The organism is Caballeronia sp. EK (genome assembly GCF_014384845.1).
GTDB classification, from domain to species: Bacteria; Pseudomonadota; Gammaproteobacteria; order Burkholderiales; family Burkholderiaceae; genus Caballeronia; species Caballeronia jiangsuensis.
In genome coordinates, this window is record NZ_JACSUE010000002.1 from 37,889 (window position 1) to 57,784 (window position 19,896).

General features: G+C 64.3%; 24 protein-coding genes. 12 read left to right on the forward strand and 12 right to left on the reverse strand.

Annotated features, from left to right (window positions below):
- The first annotated feature begins 15 nt into the window (after positions 1-15).
- From IAG25_RS04535 to IAG25_RS04555, 5 genes are all read left to right on the forward strand, one after another.
- Positions 16-1,014 (forward strand): thiamine pyrophosphate-dependent dehydrogenase E1 component subunit alpha, encoded by a 999-nt coding sequence (locus tag IAG25_RS04535; protein WP_035507112.1) that lies wholly within the window; start codon positions 16-18, stop codon positions 1,012-1,014.
- Between the two features lie 18 nt (positions 1,015-1,032).
- Complete coding sequence (locus IAG25_RS04540) at positions 1,033-2,049, forward strand: alpha-ketoacid dehydrogenase subunit beta (protein ID WP_035507110.1); 1,017 nt, start codon at positions 1,033-1,035, stop codon at positions 2,047-2,049.
- The gene (locus IAG25_RS04545; protein ID WP_187603774.1) at positions 2,049-3,173 is read left to right on the forward strand and encodes an acetoin dehydrogenase dihydrolipoyllysine-residue acetyltransferase subunit; all 1,125 of its coding nucleotides are present in this window, start codon (positions 2,049-2,051) and stop codon (positions 3,171-3,173) included. Before IAG25_RS04540 ends, IAG25_RS04545 begins: the two co-directional genes overlap by 1 nt.
- Positions 3,174-3,294: 121 nt before the next feature.
- Entirely contained in the window at positions 3,295-4,038 is a 744-nt protein-coding gene (locus tag IAG25_RS04550; protein ID WP_255503535.1) for a lipoyl protein ligase domain-containing protein, read from the forward strand.
- Between the two features lie 18 nt (positions 4,039-4,056).
- Entirely contained in the window at positions 4,057-4,887 is an 831-nt protein-coding gene (locus IAG25_RS04555; protein ID WP_222946393.1) for a hypothetical protein, read from the forward strand.
- Between the two features lie 8 nt (positions 4,888-4,895).
- Here IAG25_RS04555 and IAG25_RS04560 read toward each other — a convergent pair whose 3' ends face one another.
- From IAG25_RS04560 to IAG25_RS04570, 3 genes are all read right to left on the reverse strand, one after another.
- Positions 4,896-5,414 carry a YMGG-like glycine zipper-containing protein gene (locus IAG25_RS04560; protein WP_187603777.1) on the reverse strand — a complete coding sequence of 173 codons (519 nt, stop codon included), beginning with the start codon at positions 5,412-5,414 and terminating at the stop codon, positions 4,896-4,898.
- Between the two features lie 50 nt (positions 5,415-5,464).
- Positions 5,465-5,815, reverse strand: a complete 351-nt coding sequence (locus IAG25_RS04565) for a hypothetical protein (RefSeq protein WP_187603778.1) — start codon at positions 5,813-5,815, stop codon at positions 5,465-5,467.
- Positions 5,816-5,988: 173 nt separating this feature from the next.
- Positions 5,989-6,792, reverse strand: a complete 804-nt coding sequence (locus IAG25_RS04570) for a DeoR/GlpR family DNA-binding transcription regulator (RefSeq protein ID WP_187603779.1) — start codon at positions 6,790-6,792, stop codon at positions 5,989-5,991.
- A 31-nt stretch (positions 6,793-6,823) separates the two neighbouring features.
- Here IAG25_RS04570 and IAG25_RS04575 point away from each other — a divergent pair, with 31 nt between their 5' ends.
- Positions 6,824-7,411, forward strand: a complete 588-nt coding sequence (locus tag IAG25_RS04575; protein WP_187603780.1) for an NUDIX domain-containing protein — start codon at positions 6,824-6,826, stop codon at positions 7,409-7,411.
- Here the strand turns inward: IAG25_RS04575 and modC are convergent.
- The 3 genes from modC to modA are packed head-to-tail and all read right to left on the reverse strand — an operon-like array spanning position 7,400 to position 9,982.
- Positions 7,400-8,545: a molybdenum ABC transporter ATP-binding protein gene (gene modC, locus IAG25_RS04580; RefSeq protein WP_187603781.1), complete on the reverse strand. Its 1,146-nt coding sequence runs from the start codon at positions 8,543-8,545 to the stop codon at positions 7,400-7,402. The genes IAG25_RS04575 and modC overlap by 12 nt on opposite strands.
- Entirely contained in the window at positions 8,538-9,218 is a 681-nt protein-coding gene (gene modB, locus IAG25_RS04585) for a molybdate ABC transporter permease subunit (protein WP_187603782.1), read from the reverse strand. Before modB ends, modC begins: the two co-directional genes overlap by 8 nt.
- An 8-nt stretch (positions 9,219-9,226) precedes the next feature.
- On the reverse strand, positions 9,227-9,982 hold the full coding sequence (gene modA, locus IAG25_RS04590; protein ID WP_222946412.1) for a molybdate ABC transporter substrate-binding protein: 756 nt from the start codon (positions 9,980-9,982) through the stop codon (positions 9,227-9,229).
- 342 nt (positions 9,983-10,324) lie between these two features.
- On the opposite strand from modA, the gene IAG25_RS04595 reads away from it, so the two are divergent.
- The 4 genes from IAG25_RS04595 to IAG25_RS04610 all read left to right on the forward strand — a co-directional run bounded on the left by IAG25_RS04595 (position 10,325) and on the right by IAG25_RS04610 (position 13,490).
- Positions 10,325-11,122, forward strand: a complete 798-nt coding sequence (locus IAG25_RS04595) for an enoyl-CoA hydratase/isomerase family protein (protein WP_187603784.1) — start codon at positions 10,325-10,327, stop codon at positions 11,120-11,122.
- A 15-nt stretch (positions 11,123-11,137) separates the two neighbouring features.
- Positions 11,138-11,806 (forward strand): glutathione S-transferase family protein, encoded by a 669-nt coding sequence (locus IAG25_RS04600; protein ID WP_187603785.1) that lies wholly within the window; start codon positions 11,138-11,140, stop codon positions 11,804-11,806.
- A gap of 124 nt (positions 11,807-11,930) precedes the next feature.
- Entirely contained in the window at positions 11,931-12,113 is a 183-nt protein-coding gene (locus tag IAG25_RS04605) for a hypothetical protein (protein ID WP_035507079.1), read from the forward strand.
- Between the two features lie 333 nt (positions 12,114-12,446).
- Complete coding sequence (locus IAG25_RS04610; RefSeq protein WP_187603786.1) at positions 12,447-13,490, forward strand: PDDEXK nuclease domain-containing protein; 1,044 nt, start codon at positions 12,447-12,449, stop codon at positions 13,488-13,490.
- Positions 13,491-13,676: 186 nt separating this feature from the next.
- Here IAG25_RS04610 and IAG25_RS04615 read toward each other — a convergent pair whose 3' ends face one another.
- The 3 genes from IAG25_RS04615 to IAG25_RS04625 all read right to left on the reverse strand — a co-directional run bounded on the left by IAG25_RS04615 (position 13,677) and on the right by IAG25_RS04625 (position 16,266).
- Positions 13,677-13,994: a c-type cytochrome gene (locus IAG25_RS04615; protein WP_187603787.1), complete on the reverse strand. Its 318-nt coding sequence runs from the start codon at positions 13,992-13,994 to the stop codon at positions 13,677-13,679.
- Complete coding sequence (locus tag IAG25_RS04620) at positions 13,991-15,259, reverse strand: PQQ-dependent sugar dehydrogenase (protein WP_187603788.1); 1,269 nt, start codon at positions 15,257-15,259, stop codon at positions 13,991-13,993. The genes IAG25_RS04615 and IAG25_RS04620 overlap by 4 nt, the downstream gene beginning before the upstream one ends.
- A gap of 248 nt (positions 15,260-15,507) precedes the next feature.
- Positions 15,508-16,266 carry a hypothetical protein gene (locus tag IAG25_RS04625; RefSeq protein ID WP_187603789.1) on the reverse strand — a complete coding sequence of 253 codons (759 nt, stop codon included), beginning with the start codon at positions 16,264-16,266 and terminating at the stop codon, positions 15,508-15,510.
- A gap of 180 nt (positions 16,267-16,446) precedes the next feature.
- Here IAG25_RS04625 and IAG25_RS04630 point away from each other — a divergent pair, with 180 nt between their 5' ends.
- On the forward strand, positions 16,447-16,923 hold the full coding sequence (locus tag IAG25_RS04630) for a glycine zipper 2TM domain-containing protein (RefSeq protein ID WP_187603790.1): 477 nt from the start codon (positions 16,447-16,449) through the stop codon (positions 16,921-16,923).
- A 124-nt stretch (positions 16,924-17,047) separates the two neighbouring features.
- Here IAG25_RS04630 and IAG25_RS04635 read toward each other — a convergent pair whose 3' ends face one another.
- Positions 17,048-17,443, reverse strand: coding sequence for a hypothetical protein (locus IAG25_RS04635; protein ID WP_187603791.1), 396 nt, complete (start codon positions 17,441-17,443; stop codon positions 17,048-17,050).
- Between the two features lie 22 nt (positions 17,444-17,465).
- Positions 17,466-17,633 carry a hypothetical protein gene (locus IAG25_RS04640; protein WP_187603792.1) on the reverse strand — a complete coding sequence of 56 codons (168 nt, stop codon included), beginning with the start codon at positions 17,631-17,633 and terminating at the stop codon, positions 17,466-17,468.
- Between the two features lie 182 nt (positions 17,634-17,815).
- On the opposite strand from IAG25_RS04640, the gene IAG25_RS04645 reads away from it, so the two are divergent.
- Positions 17,816-18,937, forward strand: coding sequence for a polysaccharide pyruvyl transferase family protein (locus IAG25_RS04645; protein ID WP_187604472.1), 1,122 nt, complete (start codon positions 17,816-17,818; stop codon positions 18,935-18,937).
- On the opposite strand, the gene IAG25_RS04650 is transcribed toward IAG25_RS04645, so the two are convergent.
- The gene (locus tag IAG25_RS04650; RefSeq protein WP_187604473.1) at positions 18,932-19,801 is read right to left on the reverse strand and encodes a LysR family transcriptional regulator; all 870 of its coding nucleotides are present in this window, start codon (positions 19,799-19,801) and stop codon (positions 18,932-18,934) included. The genes IAG25_RS04645 and IAG25_RS04650 overlap by 6 nt on opposite strands.
- Positions 19,802-19,896: the final 95 nt, after the last annotated feature.

Genomic DNA, 19,896 nt, shown 5'->3' on the forward strand with positions numbered 1-19,896 from the left:
ACCAAGGAGACAGACATGACAGCGTCGCAACAGCATGCGGGCGGCTTGCCGCTCTCGAAGGAAGAACTGCTGGGCGCGTATCGCAAGATGCGCACGATTCGCGATTTCGAGGAGCGTCTGCACGTCGATTTCGGACGCGGCGACATTCCCGGTTTCGTGCACCTGTACGCGGGCGAGGAAGCGGCGGGCGTCGGCATCATGAGTCATCTGACCGATGGCGACCGCATCGCGAGCACGCATCGCGGACACGGACACTGCATCGCGAAGGGCGTCGATCCGGTCGCAATGATGAAGGAGATTTACGGCAAGAAGGGCGGTTCGTGCAACGGCAAGGGCGGCTCGATGCATATCGCCGATTTGTCGAAAGGGATGATGGGCGCGAACGGCATCCTCGGCGCGGGCGCGCCCCTGATTTGCGGCGCGGCGCTCGCGGCGAAGTTTCGCGGCAAGGGCGAAGTGGGCATCACCTTCGCGGGCGATGGCGCGTCGAACCAGGGCACGTTCCTCGAAAGCCTGAACCTCGCGGCCGTGTGGAATCTGCCGGTGATTTTCGTGATCGAGAACAACGGCTATGCCGAATCGACGGCGCGCGATTACGGCACGGCGGTCGATAGTTACGTCGATCGCGCGGCGGGCTTCGGCATTCCGGGCGTGACCGTCGACGGCACCGATTTCTTCGCGGTTCACGAGGCGGCGGGCGAAGTGATCAAGCGCGCGCGCGAAGGCGGCGGCCCGGCGCTGCTCGAATGCAAGATGATCCGTTTCTACGGCCATTTCGAAGGCGATGCGCAGACTTATCGCGCGCCCGGCGAACTCGACGATATCCGCTCGAACAAGGATTGCCTGAAGAAGTTCGCGGCCGCCGTCACGCAAGCCGATGTGATTTCCCCCGCCGAACTCGACGCGATCGACAAGGAAGTGGCCGCGCTGATCGACCGCGCGGTGCAGGAAGCGAAGGACGCGCCTTTGCCGACCGCCGCCGATCTGCTCACCGATGTCTACGTCAAATACTAAATCGAGGAGATAACCACCATGGCCCGCAAACTGAGCATGAAGATGGCGATCAACGAAGCCATCGATCAGGAAATGACGCGCGATCCGAGCGTGATCGTGCTGGGTGAGGACATCGTCGGCGGCGCAGGCGCGGACGGCGAGAAAGACGCGTGGGGCGGCGTGCTCGGCGTGACGAAGGGACTCTACGCGAAACACGGCGACCGATTGCTCGACACGCCGCTCTCGGAATCCGCGTATGTCGGCGCGGCGATCGGCGCGGCGGCGTGCGGCATGCGCCCGGTCGCGGAGCTGATGTTCATCGACTTCATGGGCGTGTGCTTCGACCAGATCTTCAATCAGGCCGCCAAGTTCCGCTATATGTTCGGCGGCAAGGCGGAGACGCCCGTCGTGATTCGCGCGATGGTCGGCGCGGGCTTTCGCGCGGCGGCTCAGCACAGTCAGATGCTGACATCCCTGTTCACGCACATTCCGGGTCTGAAAGTCGTCTGCCCGAGCACGCCTTACGACACCAAGGGCTTGTTGATCCAGGCGATCCGCGACAACGACCCCGTCATCTTCTGCGAGCACAAGAATCTCTACGGCTTCGAAGGCGAAGTGCCCGAGAACTCGTACGCGATTCCGTTTGGCGAGGCGAACGTGGTGCGCGACGGCAAGGATGTGTCGATCGTCACGTATGGACTGATGGTACATCGCGCGCTCGAAGCGGCATCGACGCTCGCGAAGGAGGGCATCGAAGCGGAAGTCGTCGATTTGCGCACGCTGTCGCCGCTCGATCTCGACACGGTGCTCGAAACCGTCGAGAACACGGGACGGCTCGTCGTCGTCGATGAGGCGAATCCGCGCTGCAATATCGCCACCGATATTTCCGCCCAGGTCGCGCAACAGGCGTTCGGCGCGCTGAAATCCGGCATCCAGATGGTCTGCGCGCCGCATACGCCGGTGCCGTTCTCGCCGACGCTCGAAGATCTGTACATTCCGAGCGCCGCGCAGATCGCCGACGCCGCACGAAAAACCATGAAGGGAGGAAAGCACTGATGTCCGCAATCACACCGATCGTGATGCCCAAGTGGGGCTTGTCGATGAAGGAAGGCACGGTCAACGAGTGGCTCGTGGAGGAGGGCACGGAAATCACCGTCGGCATGCCGATACTCGATGTCGAAACCGACAAGATCGCCAATGCCGTCGAAGCGCCCGACGCCGGCTTGCTGCGGCGCAAAGTGGCGGCGGCGGGCGATACGCTGCCGGTGAAAGCGCTCCTCGGCGTGCTCGCGGCCTCCGACGTGAGCGACGCCGATATCGACGCGTATGTCGCCTCATACGTGACGCCCGCCGAGGACGAAGAAGAGGGCGAGGAAGCGGCGGCGTATCACTTCGTCGATGTCGATGGCATCCGCGTGCGCTACGCATCGCGCGGCGGCGACGATGCGAACCGTCCGGCCGTGCTGTTCATCCACGGCTTCGGCGGCGATCTCGACAACTGGCTCTTCAATCTCGATGCGCTCGCGGAGAAGAATCGCGTGTTCGCGCTGGATTTGCCGGGCCACGGACAATCGACGCCGAAAGTGCCGGGAACGACGCTGGCGGAACTCGCGGGCTTCGTCGGCAAGTTCATGGACGCGGTGTCAATCGATCGCGCGCATCTCGTCGGGCACTCGATGGGCGGCGGCATCGCGGCGCAGATGGCCGTCGATCAGCCGTCGCGCGTGCAATCGGTATCGCTGATTTCGCCTGCCGGCTTCGGCGATGAAGTGAACAACGCGTACACCGAAGGCTTCGTGACAGCGGAATCGCGGCGCGAACTGAAGCCGGTCGTCGAACTGCTGTTCACGAATCCCGATCTGGTGAGCCGCCAGATGCTCGACGATCTGCTGAAGTACAAGCGGCTCGATGGCGTCAGCGACGCGCTGACATCGCTCAACGGCGGACTGTTCGCGGGCGGCAGGCAGAGCGCGCAACCGGGCGGCAAGCTGGCCGCGACGGGCAAGCCGGTGCTCGTGATCTGGGGCGAAAAGGACCAGATCATTCCCGCCGCGCACGCGAAGCACGCACCGGAAGGCGCGACCGTGCGCGTGTTCGACGACGCCGGCCACATGAGCCAGATGGAGAAGGCGAACGAAGTCAATGCGTTGCTGAAGGAGCACCTGGCGAAGGCAGGCTGACCGCGCCCGAGCCGCGCGCGCCCCGCCGGAGAAGGCCGCCGACGGGGCGCGCTCGTTTGTCGCGGTTATTCGCTACCATGCTTGGATGGCGTCGCCCGCGACGCGCCCGGACATCGATGCCATGCCCTTCCAACTGATCGATCCCGCTTCCCTTTCCGGCGATCCGCTCGACGCCGAGGAAGCGCTGCTCTCACGCGCGGCCGCCGGCGAGGCCGTCGCGCACGTCTGGGAAGCACCTGTTTCCCTGGTCGTGCCGCGCAGCTATCAGCGTTACGCGGCGCTCGCCGATGCGCGCGAGGCTTTCGCGCAGCGCGGCTGTCCCGTGTGGCTGCGTCTGTCGGGCGGCGGCCTCGTGCCGCAAGGCCCGGGCATTCTCAATCTGAGCCTCGCGTATCCGGTGCGCGCACCGATGGGCACGCTCTCCGAATCCGTCTACGTGCATCTGTGCAGGATTCTCGCGGATGCGCTCAACTCGCTCGGCGTGCTGACGCACTGGCAGGCCGTCGAAGGCTCTTTCTGCGACGGCCGCTTCAATCTCGCGTGGGGCCCCGGCGACGACGCGCGCAAGGTCGCGGGCACGGCGCAGTACTGGCGGCGGGTGCCTCACGGCGACAAGGATCAGCCGCTTTACGCGGTGCTCGCGCATGCTGTTCTGCTCGTCGATGCCGATCCGATCGAAATCAACGAGCGCGCCAACGCGTTCGAAGCGATGATCGAAAGCGGGCGGCGCTACGAGGAAATGCGCATTGTGACCGTCGCGCAGGCGCTCGCCTACGAATGTTTTTCGATGCCCGCCGACTTGCGCGAGCGCGTGCGCACGGCGTTGATCGACCGCGTGAAGGAAGCGCCGCTGCCGGAACAATAAAAACGCATCGAGGTGGCCATGCCGCTCAGAAGTGCTTCGAACGGGTTCTTCTTCGCGCTGTGGGTGGCCGTGTGCGCGGCCGCGCCCGAATTTCTGTGGCAGGGTCTCTTTTCCGTCTTTGGCCATTTCTCTCTGACCGATGCTGCCGCCGCGCTGCTGATCGGCGCGATTCTGGCGTTCTTCGTCGAACCGGTGCTGGAACGCGTGCGCGGTCTCGGCGACGCGCCAGAGCACGCGGAGAAATCGCCCGCGTTCGCCGCATGCGAGGCGTTGAGCTTCGCGATCGTCGCCGTCTGCGTGCACGAAGCGATCACCGTGTATGTCGCGGCGAGCCATTCGAACGAGCACGCGGGCGAAAACCTCGCGAAAGCCGTCGCGCAGGCGCTGCAATGGGCGCTCATACCGTTTTTCATCACGCTCGCGTGGATGGCGGCGCGCGCGCCGTCGTGGATCGCGTGGTCCGTGGCGGCGCTCGCGGTGATCGTCAGCTTCGTGGCGGGCGTGATATTCGGATGGAGCGCGCACGTGCTCGTGACGAGCGTGATTCCGGCGACGGGCGTGCTGATCGCGGGATGCATCATCGTGCGGGAACAGTGGGATGCGTCGACATTCAGGCGCTGTGCGCGTGCGACCGGAGTGATCGCGCTCGCCTGGCTCGTGCTGACGGGCGCGCTGCAACTCGTGTTATGGCTCGCGCACGTGGAGGCGTTTCGCGTTTATGAACGATCGGAGTTCTGGAGCGACTTGCGGTTTTACATCGGCTGGGTGACGGGCCTGCTCGTCGCACCGGCGTTCGTACCCGGCGCGCCGCTGAACGCCGTCGACGACGACCGGCGCGTGCGGCGCTGACAAATCTGTTAGTACGTTCCGGGCGGCGGCTGCCAGCCCGGCGGCGGAGGCGGCGGCGGTGGCGTGGTGCTGTAAGCGCCGGAAGGCTGGACGGTGCGCGTCGCGCCGCGCACGGGCACCTTGTCGCCGGCGGCGTACATGCATTGCAGATACGCGTAATCGTAGCGTTGCTGCACGTTGTATCCCGATGCCTGCGATGCGCCGACGCCGAACGCGCTGCCGGTCAGCAAGCCCGCTCCCGCCCCGATGGCCGCGCCCGAGCCGCCGCCGAACGCCGCGCCCGCCGCCGCGCCGAGCGCAGTGCCGACGACCGCGCTGCCGACCGCGCTATTGGTCGCCGCCTGATTGGCGTCGACGCCGCCGACCTGATTGAGCGCGAACTGGCGGCATGAGGAATCGTCGGCGCGGAACTGGTCGAACGTTTTGGTGCTGCCGGGCAGCGCCATCACGTTCGGGCCGGTAGGCATTACGGTACAGGCCGAAAGGCCGATTGCCGCAAGGAGCAGGGCAAGCCTTGAGTAGTTCATGGAGTCTTGCGAATTCGCTTCGTTGTCTGTTTCGGGGCGCAGAAAAGGCATCAGTTCGACGGCGGCGGCGTAGCCGGAACCGGACGCCACGCGTCGGAACATTGCTTCACGTACGGGTAGTAGGCCTTCGCGGAGTCGCAGTAGTACCACATGCCGGCTTGCTGGGCGGGCGCGCCCGGATCGGCGGCGGCCTGGCCCTGCTCGACATACTGAACCGGCGCGGACGGCTGGACGACCACGGGCGGCGGCGGATAGTAGTAGTACGGGACGGGTGCGACGGGGTACGGGTAATACACGGGTCCGCCGACCCACACGCCGACGCGCGCCCATGCGTACGCGTTGGCGGTCACGCCCGCGCTCGCGATCAGCGATAGCGCGATAAAAGCCTTCAGGCGATTCACGACCTTCTCCAGAAAAATTGTTTGCGGTGTCGATGCCTATAACGGAAAACCGACCTCCGCTGTTGACTGGACATGGCGCATCTTTCAACGCTATTCCACTTGCCGGAGAAATTCAATTACACGAGCGGTCCCGTATTTTTCGGCGCGTTACCCGGTAAGAAATTGTCGAGTGTTCAGGCGCGCAGCACGGTAATTCCGGCCTGTTCTATCGGCTCGGTCAGCTTCGTGTCGGCTGCTTCCTCGACGATGATCGTCTGCGCGAGTTCGATCCCGCCGATCTTGTAAGCCGACGCCGCATTGAGCTTCGCCGCCGACGCGAGCACGACGGTTTCCGCCGCACGCGCCGCGAGCGCGCGCTTGATGTGCGCTTCCTCGAAATCGCCGGTGGTGAGTCCGGCCGTCGGATGCACGCCGGTCACGCCCATGAAATAGATATCGGCATGGATGTGCGACATGGCTTCGACGGCAGCCGCGCCCACGGTGACGATCGAATGCTTGTAGAGCTTGCCGCCGATCAGCACGACTTCCACCGATGCGTGTTCCGCCAGCGCAACCGCGACGCTCGGGCTATGCGTGACGATCGTCGCACGCAGATTCTCGGGCAGTTGACGCACGAGCAGCGCGGACGTCGTGCCGCCATCGACGATCACGATCTGTCCCGGTGCGATCATTTCCGCCGCTTTCCTCGCGATGCGCCGTTTCGCGTCCGATTCCATTTCCTCGCGCCGCGCGAACGGCGCGACCGCCGGCGAAGCGGGCAGTGCGCCGCCATGTACGCGCTGCAGCAGCCCTTCGGCGGCGAGTTCGCGCAGGTCGCGCCGCACGGTGTCCTCGGAAACGCCGAAACGCGCGCTCAGTTCCGTGGCGAGCACCTGGCCGTCGCGCTTGAGGGCGTCGAGGATCGCTTTCTTGCGTTGGCTGGTCAACATGAGATTGCACGAATTATCTTGATGTTGCACGAAATTGCACGTTACCATGAGTCCAACGAGTTGTCGAACAGGTGATCCGATGGAAACGAAAGAGCGCGTGCGCATCCTCAAAACCGAAGTGCTGTCTGACGACTGGTACGTCCTCACAAAAGTGACCTTCGATTTCCAGCGTCGCGACGGCGCGTGGCAGCGTCAGAGCCGCGAAACCTATGACCGTGGCAACGGCGCGACCATCCTGCTGCGCGACCGCAAGACCGGCAACGTGCTGCTGACGCGTCAGTTCCGCATGCCCGCGTTCGTTAACGGACACGACGGCATGCTGATCGAAACGCCCGGCGGCCTGCTCGACGACGCAACGCCGGAAGAGCGCATCCGCGTCGAAGTGGAAGAGGAAACGGGCTACCGGGTGCATCACGTCGAAAAGATTTTCGAGGCGTTCATGAGCCCCGGATCGGTGACGGAGAAGCTCTACTTCTATATCGGCGACTACGACGGCTCGATGCGCGTGTCGGCGGGCGGCGGCGTCGAGGAAGAGGGCGAGGAGATCGAGACGATCGAGGTGGCGCTGCAAACGGCCATGCAGATGATCGAGCGCGGCGAAATCATGGACGGCAAGACGATCATGCTCCTGCAATACGCCGCGCTGAAGGCGCGCTCAGGCGAGTAGCGACACCGCCTTGACCTGCGCCCACAAGCGCATGCCTTCGACGATCGCGAGCCGGTCCATCGAATAGCGCGTGACGCGCGCAAGCAGCGGCGAGCCGTCGACATCGAGACGCACCACGGCTTGCGACGGATTGGCGTCGTTCGCAATGCCGACGACCGTCGCGGGCAGCACGTTGAGCACGCTGCTGCGTTCATGTTCGTGCGTGCCCGTGATGAGACTCACGTCGCGCGCCTTCACGGCCACGCGCATCGATTTGCCTTCTGCGACAGGCGCATGCACGACGGCGAGCTTCGCGCGCGAACCCGGCAACGCGAGGGTGAGCAGGCCGTACGCGCTGTCGTATCCATCGACGATGCCTTCGAACACGACCGACGCATCGTCGGCGACGGCGAGCGGCAGGTCGAGGCGTGCGAGCGTATCGGCGATCGGGCCGCTCGCGAGTGCGCGGCCGCCTTCGAGCAGCACGAGGTGATCCGCGAGGCGCGCGACTTCTTCCGGCGCGTGGCTCACGTAGAGCACGGGGATATCCAGCTCGTCGTGCAGGCGTTCCAGATACGGAAGAATTTCGAGCTTGCGCTTCTGATCGAGCGAAGCGAGCGGTTCGTCGAGCAGGAGCAGACGCGGGCTCGTCAGGAGCGCCCGCGCGATGCCCACGCGCTGCCGCTCGCCGCCCGACAAACCGGCGGGCATGCGTTCCAGCAAATGCCCGATGCCGAGCAGTTCCGCCGCCTGCGACAGATCCACGCGTCGCTCCGCTGCGTGAACGCGATCGAGCCCGAAGCGCAGGTTCTTCTTCACGCTCAGATGCGGAAAGAGGCTCGCTTCCTGAAACACATAGCCGAGCGGCCGCTTGTGCGTTGGCAGAAAGATGTTGCGATCGGTATCGAGCCACACTTCGCCATTGACGACGAGCCGTCCGACGCGCGGCCGAGCGAGCCCCGCGAGACATCGCAGGAGCGTGGTCTTGCCGGAACCGGAATGGCCGAAGATCGCGGTGACGCCGCGCCCGGGCAGCGTGAGATCGAGATCGAAGGTGAAGCCCTTGTGCTCGACGAGAAAGCGCGCCGCGATGGCTTCGTCGGAACGGGTGTGCGCGTGGCCGAGCGTCAGACGGGAGGATGTGAGTTCAGACATGAGCCGCAACGGAACGTCGGCTGGAATAGAGCATGAGAAGAACGACGAACGAGAATACCACCATGCCGCCGGCGAGCCAGTGCGCCTGGGCGTATTCGAGCGCCTCGACGTGATCGAAGATCTGCACGGACACCACGCGCGTGCGCCCCGGAATATTGCCGCCGATCATCAGCACGACGCCGAATTCGCCGACGGTATGCGCGAAGCCGAGAATCGTCGCCGTGATGATGCCCGGCCGCGCGAGCGGCAGCGCCACCGCGAAGAATGTGTCCCACGGACCGGCGCGCAGCGTCGCGGCTGCTTCGAGCGGACGGCGGCCGATTGCTTCGAACGCGTTCTGCAACGGCTGCACGACGAAGGGCAGCGAATAGATCACCGAGCCGACCACGAGCCCGGTGAACGTGAATGGCAACAGGCCGATGCCGAGCGCCTGCGTCAGCTTGCCGACATAGCCGTTCGGTCCCATCAGCACGAGCAGATAGAAGCCGATGACGGTCGGCGGCAGCACGAGCGGCAACGCCACCACCGCGCCGACGATGCCTTTCACCTTCGAGCGCGTATGCGTGAGCCACCACGCGATCGGCGTGCCGATGAGGAGCAGAAGCACCGTCGTCAGCGACGCCAGTTCGAGCGTCAGCGTGATGGCCTGGAGATCGGCGCTATCGAGCGGCATCGGCGGAATTACAGTTGATAGCCGTAGGACTTGATGACCGCGGCCGCTTTCGGGCCCTTCAGATAGTCGATGAACTGCTTCGCGACCGGATTGTCCTTGCCCTTGTTCAGGATCACGGCGTCCTGCTTGATCGGCTCATGCAGATCGGAAGGGACGATCCACGCCGAGCCGCTCGTGATCTTGCCGTCTTTGTAGATCTGCGACAGCGCGACGAAGCCGAGTTCCGCATTGCCTGTCGCGACGAACTGCTGCGTCTGCGAGATGTTCTGACCTTCGACGACCTTCGGCTTGATCTCGGCGGTCAGTCCGAGCTTGTCGAGCGTCTGATAGCCGGCGAGACCGTAAGGCGCGGCCTTCGGATTGGCGATCGCGATATGGCTGAAGTCGTTCTTCTTCAGCACTTCGCCCTTGTCGTCGACGTAACCGTCCTTCGCGGACCACAGCGCGAGCGCGCCCGTCGCGTAGGTGAAGCGGCTGCCGGGCACCGTCGCGCCTTCGCTGTCGAGCTTGGCGGGCGTGGAATCGTCGGCGGCGAGGAACACTTCGAACGGTGCGCCGTTCTTGATTTGCGCGTAGAACTGACCCGTCGCGCCGAAAGATGCGACGACCTTGTTGCCCGTATCCTTCTCGAAGTCGGCGGCGATTGCCTGCACGGGCGCCGTGAAGTTGGCGGCGACCGCGACCTGCACTTCGCCCGCAAGCGCCGGCGTGGCAGCGATGCCCGCGGTGACGCCGACGGCCAACGGAACGAAGGCGGAAAGCAAAGCGCGCAAAATACGAGTCTTCACGTAAAGCTCCTTGAATCGAGTTGAAATTCTGTTTATGGATCGACCTTGGACGGCACGTTGCAGGCCGCGAGCGTGTGGCCGTGCGGTTCGGCGAGCACCGTAATATATACGACTATATTACGTCGGCGCATGCTGGCTTCATGACATGTTGGGTATGAGTCTCGTCGGATGATTGTCGCGTCGCGCAATTGTGAGTGAGGCTCAAAGAATTGAGTTGACGTTTTGCGCGTTTTTCGAAGACACTAAACGATCAACGCCGACGGGCTGCCTATATAAATTGAGTAACGCTCAAGTCGAGTACATCAGGGAGACGACACCGTGACCGACGCATCGAATCTGCAACGCCTGAAGCTCGGCATCGAAGGGCACGTCGCACGCGTGACGCTCGATCGGCCCGACGTGCGCAACGCCTTCGACGACGCGACCATCGTCGAACTGACCGCTGCCTTTCGCGCGCTCGACGACGACGCCAACGTGCGCGTCATCGTCCTCGCCGCGAGTGGCCCGGCGTTCTGCGCGGGCGCCGATCTCAACTGGATGAAGCGCATGGCGGGCTATTCGGAAGCGGAGAACCGCGCCGATGCGCTCGGCCTCGCGACCATGCTCAACACGATCTACGCGTGCAGCAAGCCGGTGATCGCGCGCGTGCAGGGCGACGCCTATGCGGGCGGCATGGGGCTCGTCGCGGTGTGCGACATCGCGGTTGCGGCGGATACGGCGCACTTCTGTCTCTCCGAAGCGAAGCTCGGCCTGATGCCTGCGACGATCGCGCCCTACGTGATCCGCGCCATGGGCGCGCGCGCGGCGCATCGGTACTTCGTGACGGCGGAACGCTTCGACGCCGCCGAAGCGCTGCGACTGGGCTTCGTGCATGAAGCCGTCGCCGCCGATCAACTCGATGCCTGCGTCGATGCGATCGCCGCGAGCATCGTTGCGAACAGCCCGAACGGCGTGCGCGAATGCAAGCGGCTCGTCGCGGATTTCGCGGGCAAGAATATCGACGACGCATTGATCGGGGAGACCGCCGAACGCATCGCGCGGATTCGCGCGTCGGACGAAGGTCGCGAAGGCGTGCGCAGTTTCCTCGAAAAGCGCAAGCCTTCCTGGCTCGGCTGAGCGGAGCATATCGACGTGATTACGCTGCATCACTGCGTGAGCGCGCGCTCGTTCCGGCCGCTCTGGGCGCTGGAAGAGATCGGCGTGCCCTATGAACTGAAGATGTTGCCGTTTCCGCCGCGCGTGTTCGCTCGTGGTTTCAAGGACGTGAATCCGCTCGGCACGATTCCCGCGTTCGAGGACGACGCGCTCTTCATGACCGAATCGTCGGCGATTTGCCAGTATCTGGCGGCGCGCTATTCGCCGGGCGCGCTCGATGTCGCGCCGCACGAGGCGGATTTCGGCCGCTATCTCAACTTCCTGCATTTCGGCGAGGCGACGCTCACCTTTCCGCAGACGCTCGTTCTGCGCTATGCGCATCTGGAGCCGCCGGAGCGCTTGCAGCCGCAGATCGTCGATGACTACGCGCGCTGGTTCCACGCACGCCTGCGCACGCTCGCGCCGCTTCTCGACGCGCAAGATTATCTGTGCGCGGGGCGCTTCACGGCGGCGGACATTTCCGTCGGCTATGCGCTGATGCTCGCGGAGTTTCTGGATCTGAGCGAAGGCTTCGCGCCATCGATTGCCGCGTACTGGCGCCGCCTGCGCGAACGCGAAGGCTTTCTCCGCGCGATACGCGCGCAGGAAGCCGCGGCGCTCGCGCAAGACGTTTCGACCACGCCCTCGCCGCGCTTGCGTCCGTAGTTACCCTCCTTCAAGTCCCCCCGTCCGGAGGGCTGTGCGAAGCATCGCGCGGCCGTACTCTTCACATCACGCGCTGACGTTCACGCGCGCCGATTCAGAGAGACTTTTCTTGACGAGGTTGGCGATGGCCTTTATTTCCTGGTTCCTGTCGGTGGTTGTTGCGCTGCTCGCGACGGCCACTATTGCGATGGCGCTGCCGCGCTCCGCCGCGGACGAACTGAACGCCACCGCGCCGCAGTCGATTTTCAGCATCGAGATGAATCGCATCGACGCGATCCTCGCGTCCTGCATGCCGAACGCCGACTAAGCCGGCGGGCGCGAACGGGGCGCGTCGCTGGGCGGTGGATGTAAGCGTTGTCGAATCAATGCGTTGCAGCAAAACCCAAAACGATATCCACAGGCTTGTGCACGAAAACTGTGGACAACATAAAGCATCGAGGCCTAAGAGCCTGGGAAGGTAACCCCAAGCCTTGCGCGAGGGGCGCGTCGGGAGACCAACACAGACGCAAAAGTACGCGATCGCCAGAATCGCAACCGCGCCTCGCCGGGGAGAGGCGCGGTTGCGTGGGCGACATGTTCCGACCGGTCGAATCCGTCGATAATGACCGCTCCAGAACAACCGGCGTCCAACCAGAACTGCATGACCGCCAATCTTTCCACCGTCTGGGGCGACGATTACCGGCGTTGGCTCGCCGATCTGAAACTACGCGTCGAGCGGGCGCGCCAGCGTGCCGCAGCCAGCGCGAACCGCGAACTCGTCACGTTGTATTGGCAGATCGGTCGCGACATCCTCGATCGCCAGCGTCGACAAGGCTGGGGCGCAGGCGTTATCGATCAGCTCGCGCGCGACCTGAAATCCGCGTTTCCCGACATGCGCGGCTTCTCCGTGCGTAATCTCAAGTACATGCGCGCACTGGCGCAGGCGTGGCCGGACGAGGAATTCGTGCAGCAGCCTGCTGCACAATTGCCGTGGTTCCATCTCTGCACACTGCTGGACAAGCTGAAGAATCCGGACGACCGGAGTTGGTACGCGGCAAAGGCGCTCGAGCACGGCTGGTCGCGTCAGGTTCTCGTGATGCAGATCGAAACCCTCGCGCACGCGCGCAACGGCAGCGCCGTCACGAATTTCGGCGAGCGGTTGCCGCCGCCGCAATCCGATCTGGCGCGCGACGCGCTGAAAGATCCCTATATCTTCGATTTCCTCGGATTGACCGAAAACGCGCAGGAACGCGATATCGAGCAGGCACTCACGCGTCACATCACGCGGTTTCTGCTGGAACTGGGGGCGGGTTTTGCTTTTGTCGGCCGGCAATACCGGCTCGACGTGGGCGGCGACGAGTTCTTCATCGATTTGCTGTTCTACCACCTGAAGCTGCGCTGCTACGTGGTGGTCGAACTGAAAACGACGTCGTTCAAACCGGAATACGCGGGCCAGCTCAATTTCTATCTGTCCGCCGTCGATGCGCAACTCAAAGCGCCCGATGATCAGCCGACGATCGGGCTTTTGCTGTGCAAGGAGAAGAACCGGCTCGTCGCCGAATATGCGTTGCGAGGCGTCGCCAACCCGATAGGCGTGGCCGAATATCAACTGCTTCGGGAAGTTCCGGCGTCGCTGGAGACCACTCTGCCGTCGATAGACCGGATCGAGGCCGAATTGCGCGGTGAAATGCCGGACGGGAACTAGCGCAGAGAGCGGCGAAAAAAGGCCAAAAAAAAGCCCGCTTCAGTTGAGCGGGCTTGAATCCACATCGGTTGAGACATGGAGGAGACAGGTGTAAGTATAAACCCTTAAGCCTCCGAGTCAACACCTAAAACAAAAAAATCGCAATCGGGTTTGTACCGCAGCAAATTTGCAACACTTTGTCGACGTTCACTGCTTGCCGAGGCTGTGGTAGTACGCCGCCAGATTGGCGACATCCGCGTCCGACAAGGTTTTCGCCATCATCGACATCATCTCGTTCTTGCGCTCGCCCGAGCGGAAATCGTTGAGCGCCTTCACGAGATACTCCTCCGTCTGCCCGGCGAGATTGGGCGCTTCCGGCAGTTTCGACATGCCGTCAATGCCGTGACACGCCGCGCATGCCGTCGCCTTCGCGCGCCCGGCTTTGACATCGCCGGCGGCGAACGCGGTGTGCGACATCGCCACGAGCACGCTCGCCAGCATTGCCGCCGTCAACGCGATCCTCATTTGGCCCCCGTATACGAGATGCGGTAGATCGCGCCTGCGTAGTCGTCGGAGACGAGGAGCGAGCCGTCCTGCAGCATCTGCACATCGACGGGACGGCCCATGTACTCGCCCGTCGACGTGAGCCAGCCTTCCGCGAAGACTTCCGCTTCGCCGGCGGTGCCGTCGTCCTTGATCGGGATGAACATGAGGCGCGCGCCGATCGGCTTGGTGCGGTTCCAGGAGCCGTGCTCCGCATCGAAAACGCCGCCCTGATACTTCTGCGGGAACATCTTGCCGTTATAGAACGACATGCCGAGATCGGCGGCGTGCGCGGCGAACTCGACCTGCGGGAAGACGACGCCCGCCGGCGGATTCTGGTCCTTGTATTCCACCGTGCGCACCTTGCCGCCGCCGTACCACGGGAAGCCGAAATTCTCGCCGCCCTTGGTCGCGTGGTTCAGCTCTCCGGGCGGGATGTCGTCGCCCATGCCGTCGACCTGGTTATCGGTGAACCAGAGCGTCTTGTCCTTCGGATTGAAATCGAGGCCGACCGAATTGCGCACGCCATGCGCATACACTTCGCGGTTCTTGCCGTCCTGATCCAGACGGATGATGCCGGCGAGCCCGTTGCGATCGAGTTCCGCGAGCTTGTCCTTCGGCGGCACGTTCCACGGCTGGCCGAGCGCGACGTACAGCTTCTTGTCCGGCCCGATACGGCAGTAGCGCGCGCCGTGATTGAAGCTTTCGAACTGCGTCGGAATCAGCTTGCCCTGCGGGACGACGACCGCCGCCGCGACATCCGGTCCGCCTTCGCCGAAGAACTGCGCGGCCGGAAAACCCAGCACGCGATTCTGCTCGACCACATAGAGCACGCCGTCCGGCGAGAAGCACACGCCGTTGGGCACCTTGAACGTCACCGACGACGCGAACTGCACCACATCGCTCGCGACGCGCTGTTTGGTCCGATCGGTCACCTGCCACACGCGATTCTTGCGCGTGCCGACGAACACCACGCCCGTCGAAGGCTCGATCGCCATCGCGCGGGCTTCCGGCACCACCGCGTACAGCTCGATCTTGAAGCCCGGCGGCAGCTTGATCTGTTCGAGATTCTTGCGCAGCGCGTCGGCGGTCTGGCCGGCTTGCGGGACGGTTTCCGCCGGCGTGGCGTTGCCGGTCTGACGGAAGTTCGACAGCGTGTTGACGTTGTCCTGCGCGGCGTTCGCATACGGCAGGCAGGCGAACATTGCACCGACGGCCAGCGGCAAAAGCTTCAGCGTTGCATTCATCTGGTTTGTCTCCTGTTGTTGTCGACCGGTTCGGGCGCTTCGACGCCGTGGACCGGTTCCATGCAAAGCAAGACTCCTTGGGAAATTGCACTGACGACCCACGACTACGATCGCCGAAGCGCGCGGCCGGAAACGACCGGACGCGAACGCCGCGACGCTGCCTGCAGTGAAACAATCTTAGGATAGAAAACGCTTATGTAAGCATTGGATGACTAATTTTCGGCGCCGCGCGGCGATCCATGCGGCATCTATTTCCGGCCGTCGAAAAGAAACACGTCGGAGCGATTCGGGCTCGGCAGCGCCACGATGAGGCGTGCGCTGTCGAGCACCGCGTTACCGGTCACGGTCGCATCGGGGAGCGGGCAGGGCGCGGGGCCGAACGTCACCGAGACGTCGTATGCGTTCGCGCCTTCGTGCGGCGCGGCCGTGCCCTTGAAGATGCAGCCGGATGTCGTCGTGCCGGCCAGATAGCCGTCGCCCGCGATCGTGATGCGCGTCTGCGTCGTGCCGCCGAGCGCCATGCCGCGCCCGCTATACAGTCCGCCGAGGTTGGCGCGGGTCGGCGCGATGTCGAGTATCGTCGCGGCGCTGCCGGAGAACGCGAGAACCGCGCTGCCGTCCTTGTTCGCGACGGTTCCATCGACAGCCGGCGCGTGCGCGAAGTCCGCGTTGAACACGGCCGGCGATGCGCTCCCCCGGCCGATGCGGTAGTCGAATGCGGAGTCGCTGGCGAAGCGCCCGTTGCCCGACTGCGCGCCGTTCTTCGCGACCGCGACTCCTGCGAGTCCCGTGCCGCCCGCGCCGCCGTAGAAGAGATACGCGGTGCCGTCGAAGAGCATGAGCAGGGTGGCTTCGGCGGTGCTGCCCTTGAGCGTGCCTTTGTAGATGCCGCCGGAGGGCAGCGTCGTCGTCGTGGTGCCGGGCGGTGGTGGCGTGTTGGAGCCGCCGGTGGAACACGCAGCGAGAGCGACGGCGCAAACCACCAGGGGAATCGCGTTTCTTGTCATTCAGGACTCCGGTCGCGAGCGGTGAGAGTTCTGTATAAGCGCTTCAATCATGAAGGTCAAGCACGCCGCGCGTCATCATTCAGCGCTCATTCAGCCTCTTTACGATGCATTCCATGGCAACGCGACACACGCAGCGCGAGCCGAACCAACAAAGACATCGTCCGATCTGAGGAGCAAAAAATGAACAAATCGACTATCGCGGTATGCGCGCTCGCCGTCGCCTGCACGGTGGGGATGAGCGGTTGTGCGTCGATGGGCAGTTCCGCCGACGTGTACAACAGCATGCAGACGCAGCACGAAGAAACCGTGCGCATGGCGACCGTCGAAAGCGTGCGCGGCGTGACGATCGAAAACAACAACGGCCAGTCGAGCCCGCTCGGTGCGCTCGGCGGCGGCCTGCTCGGCGCGGTCGCGGGCAGCGCGGTCGGGGGCGGACACGGCTCGTTGCTCGCGGGCGTGATCGGCGGACTGGCCGGCGCGGTAGCCGGCGATCAGGTGCAGGACCATCTCGAACGGCAGAAGGGACTCGAGATCACGGTGCGGCTCGACAACGGCGATCTGCGCGCGATCACCCAGGCCGCCGATGGCCAGATGTTCTATGCCGGCCAGCGCGTGCGGCTCCTGTCGAGCGGCGGCATCACGCGCGTGACGGCCTGACGTTCTACACCACGACGAACCGGCTCCGGCCGGTTGCGTCTCGCGAAGGCTCGCAGAAACGCGAGAAGAGGCCGCTCATCGAAGCGGCCTCTTGAATTTTCGTGCGTGTGTCTGCCGCCTGGCTTCAACGATAAATCGATGCCCGCGTGCCGCTCTTCGCGCGACCCCAGATCTGCTCGTCGGTGAGTGTCGTTTCGATCAGTTCGACGGGCGCTTCGCCGTCTCGAATCACCGCGACGCGAAAGCCGTCGATCGGTTCGTACGGGCCGAGCAGCACGAGCTTGCCTTCGATCGCTTTCGTCAGATCGCTGACCTTGAACGCGGCATGCGGCACGGAGCGCATCAACTCGGGCAGCGTGCTGCCTTCTTCGAAACGGTGATATTGCACGCGCATGAGTTCGCAATCGGCGTCGCTCGTATGCATGCGGAACTGCGCGCTGTAGCGCTCGCCTTCGCGCGGCTCGCGCGTCGGGATGCCCATGTGATGGAACTCATACGTGACGCCGTTTCGGATGAACATCGGGTGCTCCAGCGGTTCGGATTCAATACGCGCCGGCCATCGGCAAAAGCAGATAGGGCAGGAGGTCTTCGTAGCGCATCGGCTCGGAAGCGGCGATTGCGTCGTCGCGCGTTGCTTCGGACGATGCATCGCGCTCGCCGTCTCCCGCGATCAGCGATGCGGCCACGATGGGCGTCGGTTCGATCTTCATCTCTCCCTCCTGTCATGCAGCGTGTGAGAGGAAGTCTGATCGGGGAGAATTAGACGATCGTGAGGGCGCGATTTCGGCGTCGTTCCCGCTGCCCGAAAGGAGGCCATCTGGCAAACGCTCGCCCCTTGTCGAAGCCGCGCATCGTCATCTTCGGCGCGTTCGATCGCCACAACTTCGGCGACATGCTGTTCGCGCACGTCGTCGCGCATCTGCTTGCGGAGCGTCGTCCGGATGTCGAACCGATATTCGCCGGGTGCGGGCGGCGCGACTTGCGCGCGCACGGCGGGCACGACGTCACCGCGCTTTCGCAACTGGCAAAGCGCTGCCGCGACGAACCCATCGCGCTGATTCACGCGGGCGGCGAACTGCTGACGTGCGACGCATGGGAAGCGGCCGTGATGCTACAGACGCCCGAAGAAGCGCAAATCCGCATCGCCCGATACGGCTCGCGCGCGGCAGACCGCGACGCATGGGCGCGCGCCGAACTCGGAACGGATGCGCTCGCGCCCTATGTCATCGGCCGGGAAACGTTCGCGCAGGCTGCGTCGATCTGCTTCAACGCGATCGGCGGCGCGACGCTCGACGCCCGCGAAGCCGCGTTGCGCGCGGAAGTGCTGACCAAGCTTCGATCGGCCGACCAGATCAGCGTGAGGGACACGCAAACGCAAGCGACCTTGAAGCGCGCGGGCATCAATGCGCAACTCGTCCCGGACCCGGCATCGATGGTCGCCGAGCTTTTCGATGCGCGCATCCGGACACATTCGAATTCACGCCGCGGCTATCTGGCGGTTCAGTTCAGCGCGGATTTCGGCGATGACGCGACACTCGCGCAGATCGCGCATCAACTGGACTTGCTCGGCAAAACGACGGGGCTCGGCATCGTGCTGTTTCGTGCGGGCGCGGCGCCGTGGCACGACGACATCGCTGTCTACGCACGCCTGGCCACGCGCATGCGCCACGCGGACGTGACGATCTTCGAGTCGCTGAACGTCTGGGACATCTGCGCGCTGATCGCGAACAGCGATGGTTTCGCGGGCAGCAGCCTGCACGGCCGGATCGTCGCGATGACGTACGGCTTGCCGCGCGTGAATTTCCAGCACGCGGATGCCGCGAAGCAGCGCGCGTATGTCTCGACATGGGAGATCGCGGATGCGCCGGGCGTCGTGCCGGTCACGGACCTGCATGCGGCGATGCGCGACGCACTGGCAATGGATCGCGCAACGCTTCGTGACAAGGCCTCGGCGCTGGCGAACGCGTATCGCGCGGGATTCGAACCGATCGCGCAGTGTGCGCTTCGGTCATGAAGCCGCGAAATCCAGATACGCCCTGACCGCCGCCGCCCGCTCGAAGCGCCGGTACACCATCGCCACTTCCGACGGCACCGCTTTCCCCGCGATCTCCCGATACTCCACGCCCGGCACCGTCACGCACTGCGCGAGCGAGCGCGGCACGACGGCGACGTCGCCGCCCAGCGACACATGCGCGAGCACGTCCGCGAGCGTGCCCGGCTGCGCGACGACCCGCGCCGTGAAGCGCCCGCGCCGCGCCACTTCGAGCGTGCCGGATTCCTGCTCGGGCACGACGAACGACTGATCGCACAGTTGCGCCGGCGTGATGACGCTCGACGCCGCCAGCGGCGAATCGGCCGGCAACGCGACGATGAACGCATCGCGATGCACAGTGCGCGCCTCGACGCCTTCCGGGTACGGCACCGGTGGCCGCACATAGGCGATATCGATGCGCCCTTCCATCAACAGCGCGCCGGCCTCGCGCATCACGATTTCCTCGATGCCGATCTCGACGAGCGGATAACGCGCCCGAAAACCGCGCACGGTAGCCTGCAGCACACCCGAATAAACCGCCGACCCGACATAGCCGATGACGATCCTCCCCAGTTCGCCGCGCTCCGCCAGCGCCGCACGTTCGGCGCCGCGCGCGAGATGATCGAGTGCGCTGACGGCCTCGCCGAGATAGGCCTCGCCGGCCGCCGTCAGCGCGACCGATCGCTTCGTCCGATGGAAAAGCCGCACGCCGAGCAGCCGTTCGGCTTCCTGAATCTGCTTGGTGAGCGCGGGCGGCGCGATGCCGAGCTCCTCCGCCGCGCGCGCGAAATGCAGATGCCGGGCGACGCTGAGAAAACAGCGCACATGACGCAACTCGACAGGCATGTCCGTATTCACGAATTCGATAATTATTCGACGATTCTATGCCAATGACAGGAAAGACGGACGCCACTAGCATCGGAAGACTCTTTCGCTTTCAT

What these genes read in the sequence shown, in the direction of transcription:
- IAG25_RS04535 (WP_035507112.1), top strand. Translation starts at nt 16, where the DNA reads ATGACAGCGTCGCAACAGCATGCGGGCGGCTTGCCGCTCTCGAAGGAA.
- IAG25_RS04540 (WP_035507110.1), top strand. Translation starts at nt 1,033, where the DNA reads ATGGCCCGCAAACTGAGCATGAAGATGGCGATCAACGAAGCCATCGAT.
- IAG25_RS04545 (WP_187603774.1), top strand. Translation starts at nt 2,049, where the DNA reads ATGTCCGCAATCACACCGATCGTGATGCCCAAGTGGGGCTTGTCGATG.
- IAG25_RS04550 (WP_255503535.1), top strand. Translation starts at nt 3,295, where the DNA reads ATGCCCTTCCAACTGATCGATCCCGCTTCCCTTTCCGGCGATCCGCTC.
- IAG25_RS04555 (WP_222946393.1), top strand. Translation starts at nt 4,057, where the DNA reads ATGCCGCTCAGAAGTGCTTCGAACGGGTTCTTCTTCGCGCTGTGGGTG.
- IAG25_RS04560 (WP_187603777.1), bottom strand. Translation starts at nt 5,414, where the DNA reads ATGAACTACTCAAGGCTTGCCCTGCTCCTTGCGGCAATCGGCCTTTCG.
- IAG25_RS04570 (WP_187603779.1), bottom strand. Translation starts at nt 6,792, where the DNA reads ATGGTAACGTGCAATTTCGTGCAACATCAAGATAATTCGTGCAATCTC.
- IAG25_RS04575 (WP_187603780.1), top strand. Translation starts at nt 6,824, where the DNA reads ATGGAAACGAAAGAGCGCGTGCGCATCCTCAAAACCGAAGTGCTGTCT.
- modC (WP_187603781.1), bottom strand. Translation starts at nt 8,545, where the DNA reads ATGTCTGAACTCACATCCTCCCGTCTGACGCTCGGCCACGCGCACACC.
- modB (WP_187603782.1), bottom strand. Translation starts at nt 9,218, where the DNA reads ATGCCGCTCGATAGCGCCGATCTCCAGGCCATCACGCTGACGCTCGAA.
- IAG25_RS04605 (WP_035507079.1), top strand. Translation starts at nt 11,931, where the DNA reads ATGGCCTTTATTTCCTGGTTCCTGTCGGTGGTTGTTGCGCTGCTCGCG.
- IAG25_RS04610 (WP_187603786.1), top strand. Translation starts at nt 12,447, where the DNA reads ATGACCGCCAATCTTTCCACCGTCTGGGGCGACGATTACCGGCGTTGG.
- IAG25_RS04615 (WP_187603787.1), bottom strand. Translation starts at nt 13,994, where the DNA reads ATGAGGATCGCGTTGACGGCGGCAATGCTGGCGAGCGTGCTCGTGGCG.
- IAG25_RS04620 (WP_187603788.1), bottom strand. Translation starts at nt 15,259, where the DNA reads ATGAATGCAACGCTGAAGCTTTTGCCGCTGGCCGTCGGTGCAATGTTC.
- IAG25_RS04625 (WP_187603789.1), bottom strand. Translation starts at nt 16,266, where the DNA reads ATGACAAGAAACGCGATTCCCCTGGTGGTTTGCGCCGTCGCTCTCGCT.
- IAG25_RS04630 (WP_187603790.1), top strand. Translation starts at nt 16,447, where the DNA reads ATGAACAAATCGACTATCGCGGTATGCGCGCTCGCCGTCGCCTGCACG.
- IAG25_RS04635 (WP_187603791.1), bottom strand. Translation starts at nt 17,443, where the DNA reads ATGTTCATCCGAAACGGCGTCACGTATGAGTTCCATCACATGGGCATC.
- IAG25_RS04640 (WP_187603792.1), bottom strand. Translation starts at nt 17,633, where the DNA reads ATGAAGATCGAACCGACGCCCATCGTGGCCGCATCGCTGATCGCGGGA.
- IAG25_RS04645 (WP_187604472.1), top strand. Translation starts at nt 17,816, where the DNA reads ATGCTGTTCGCGCACGTCGTCGCGCATCTGCTTGCGGAGCGTCGTCCG.
- IAG25_RS04650 (WP_187604473.1), bottom strand. Translation starts at nt 19,801, where the DNA reads ATGCCTGTCGAGTTGCGTCATGTGCGCTGTTTTCTCAGCGTCGCCCGG.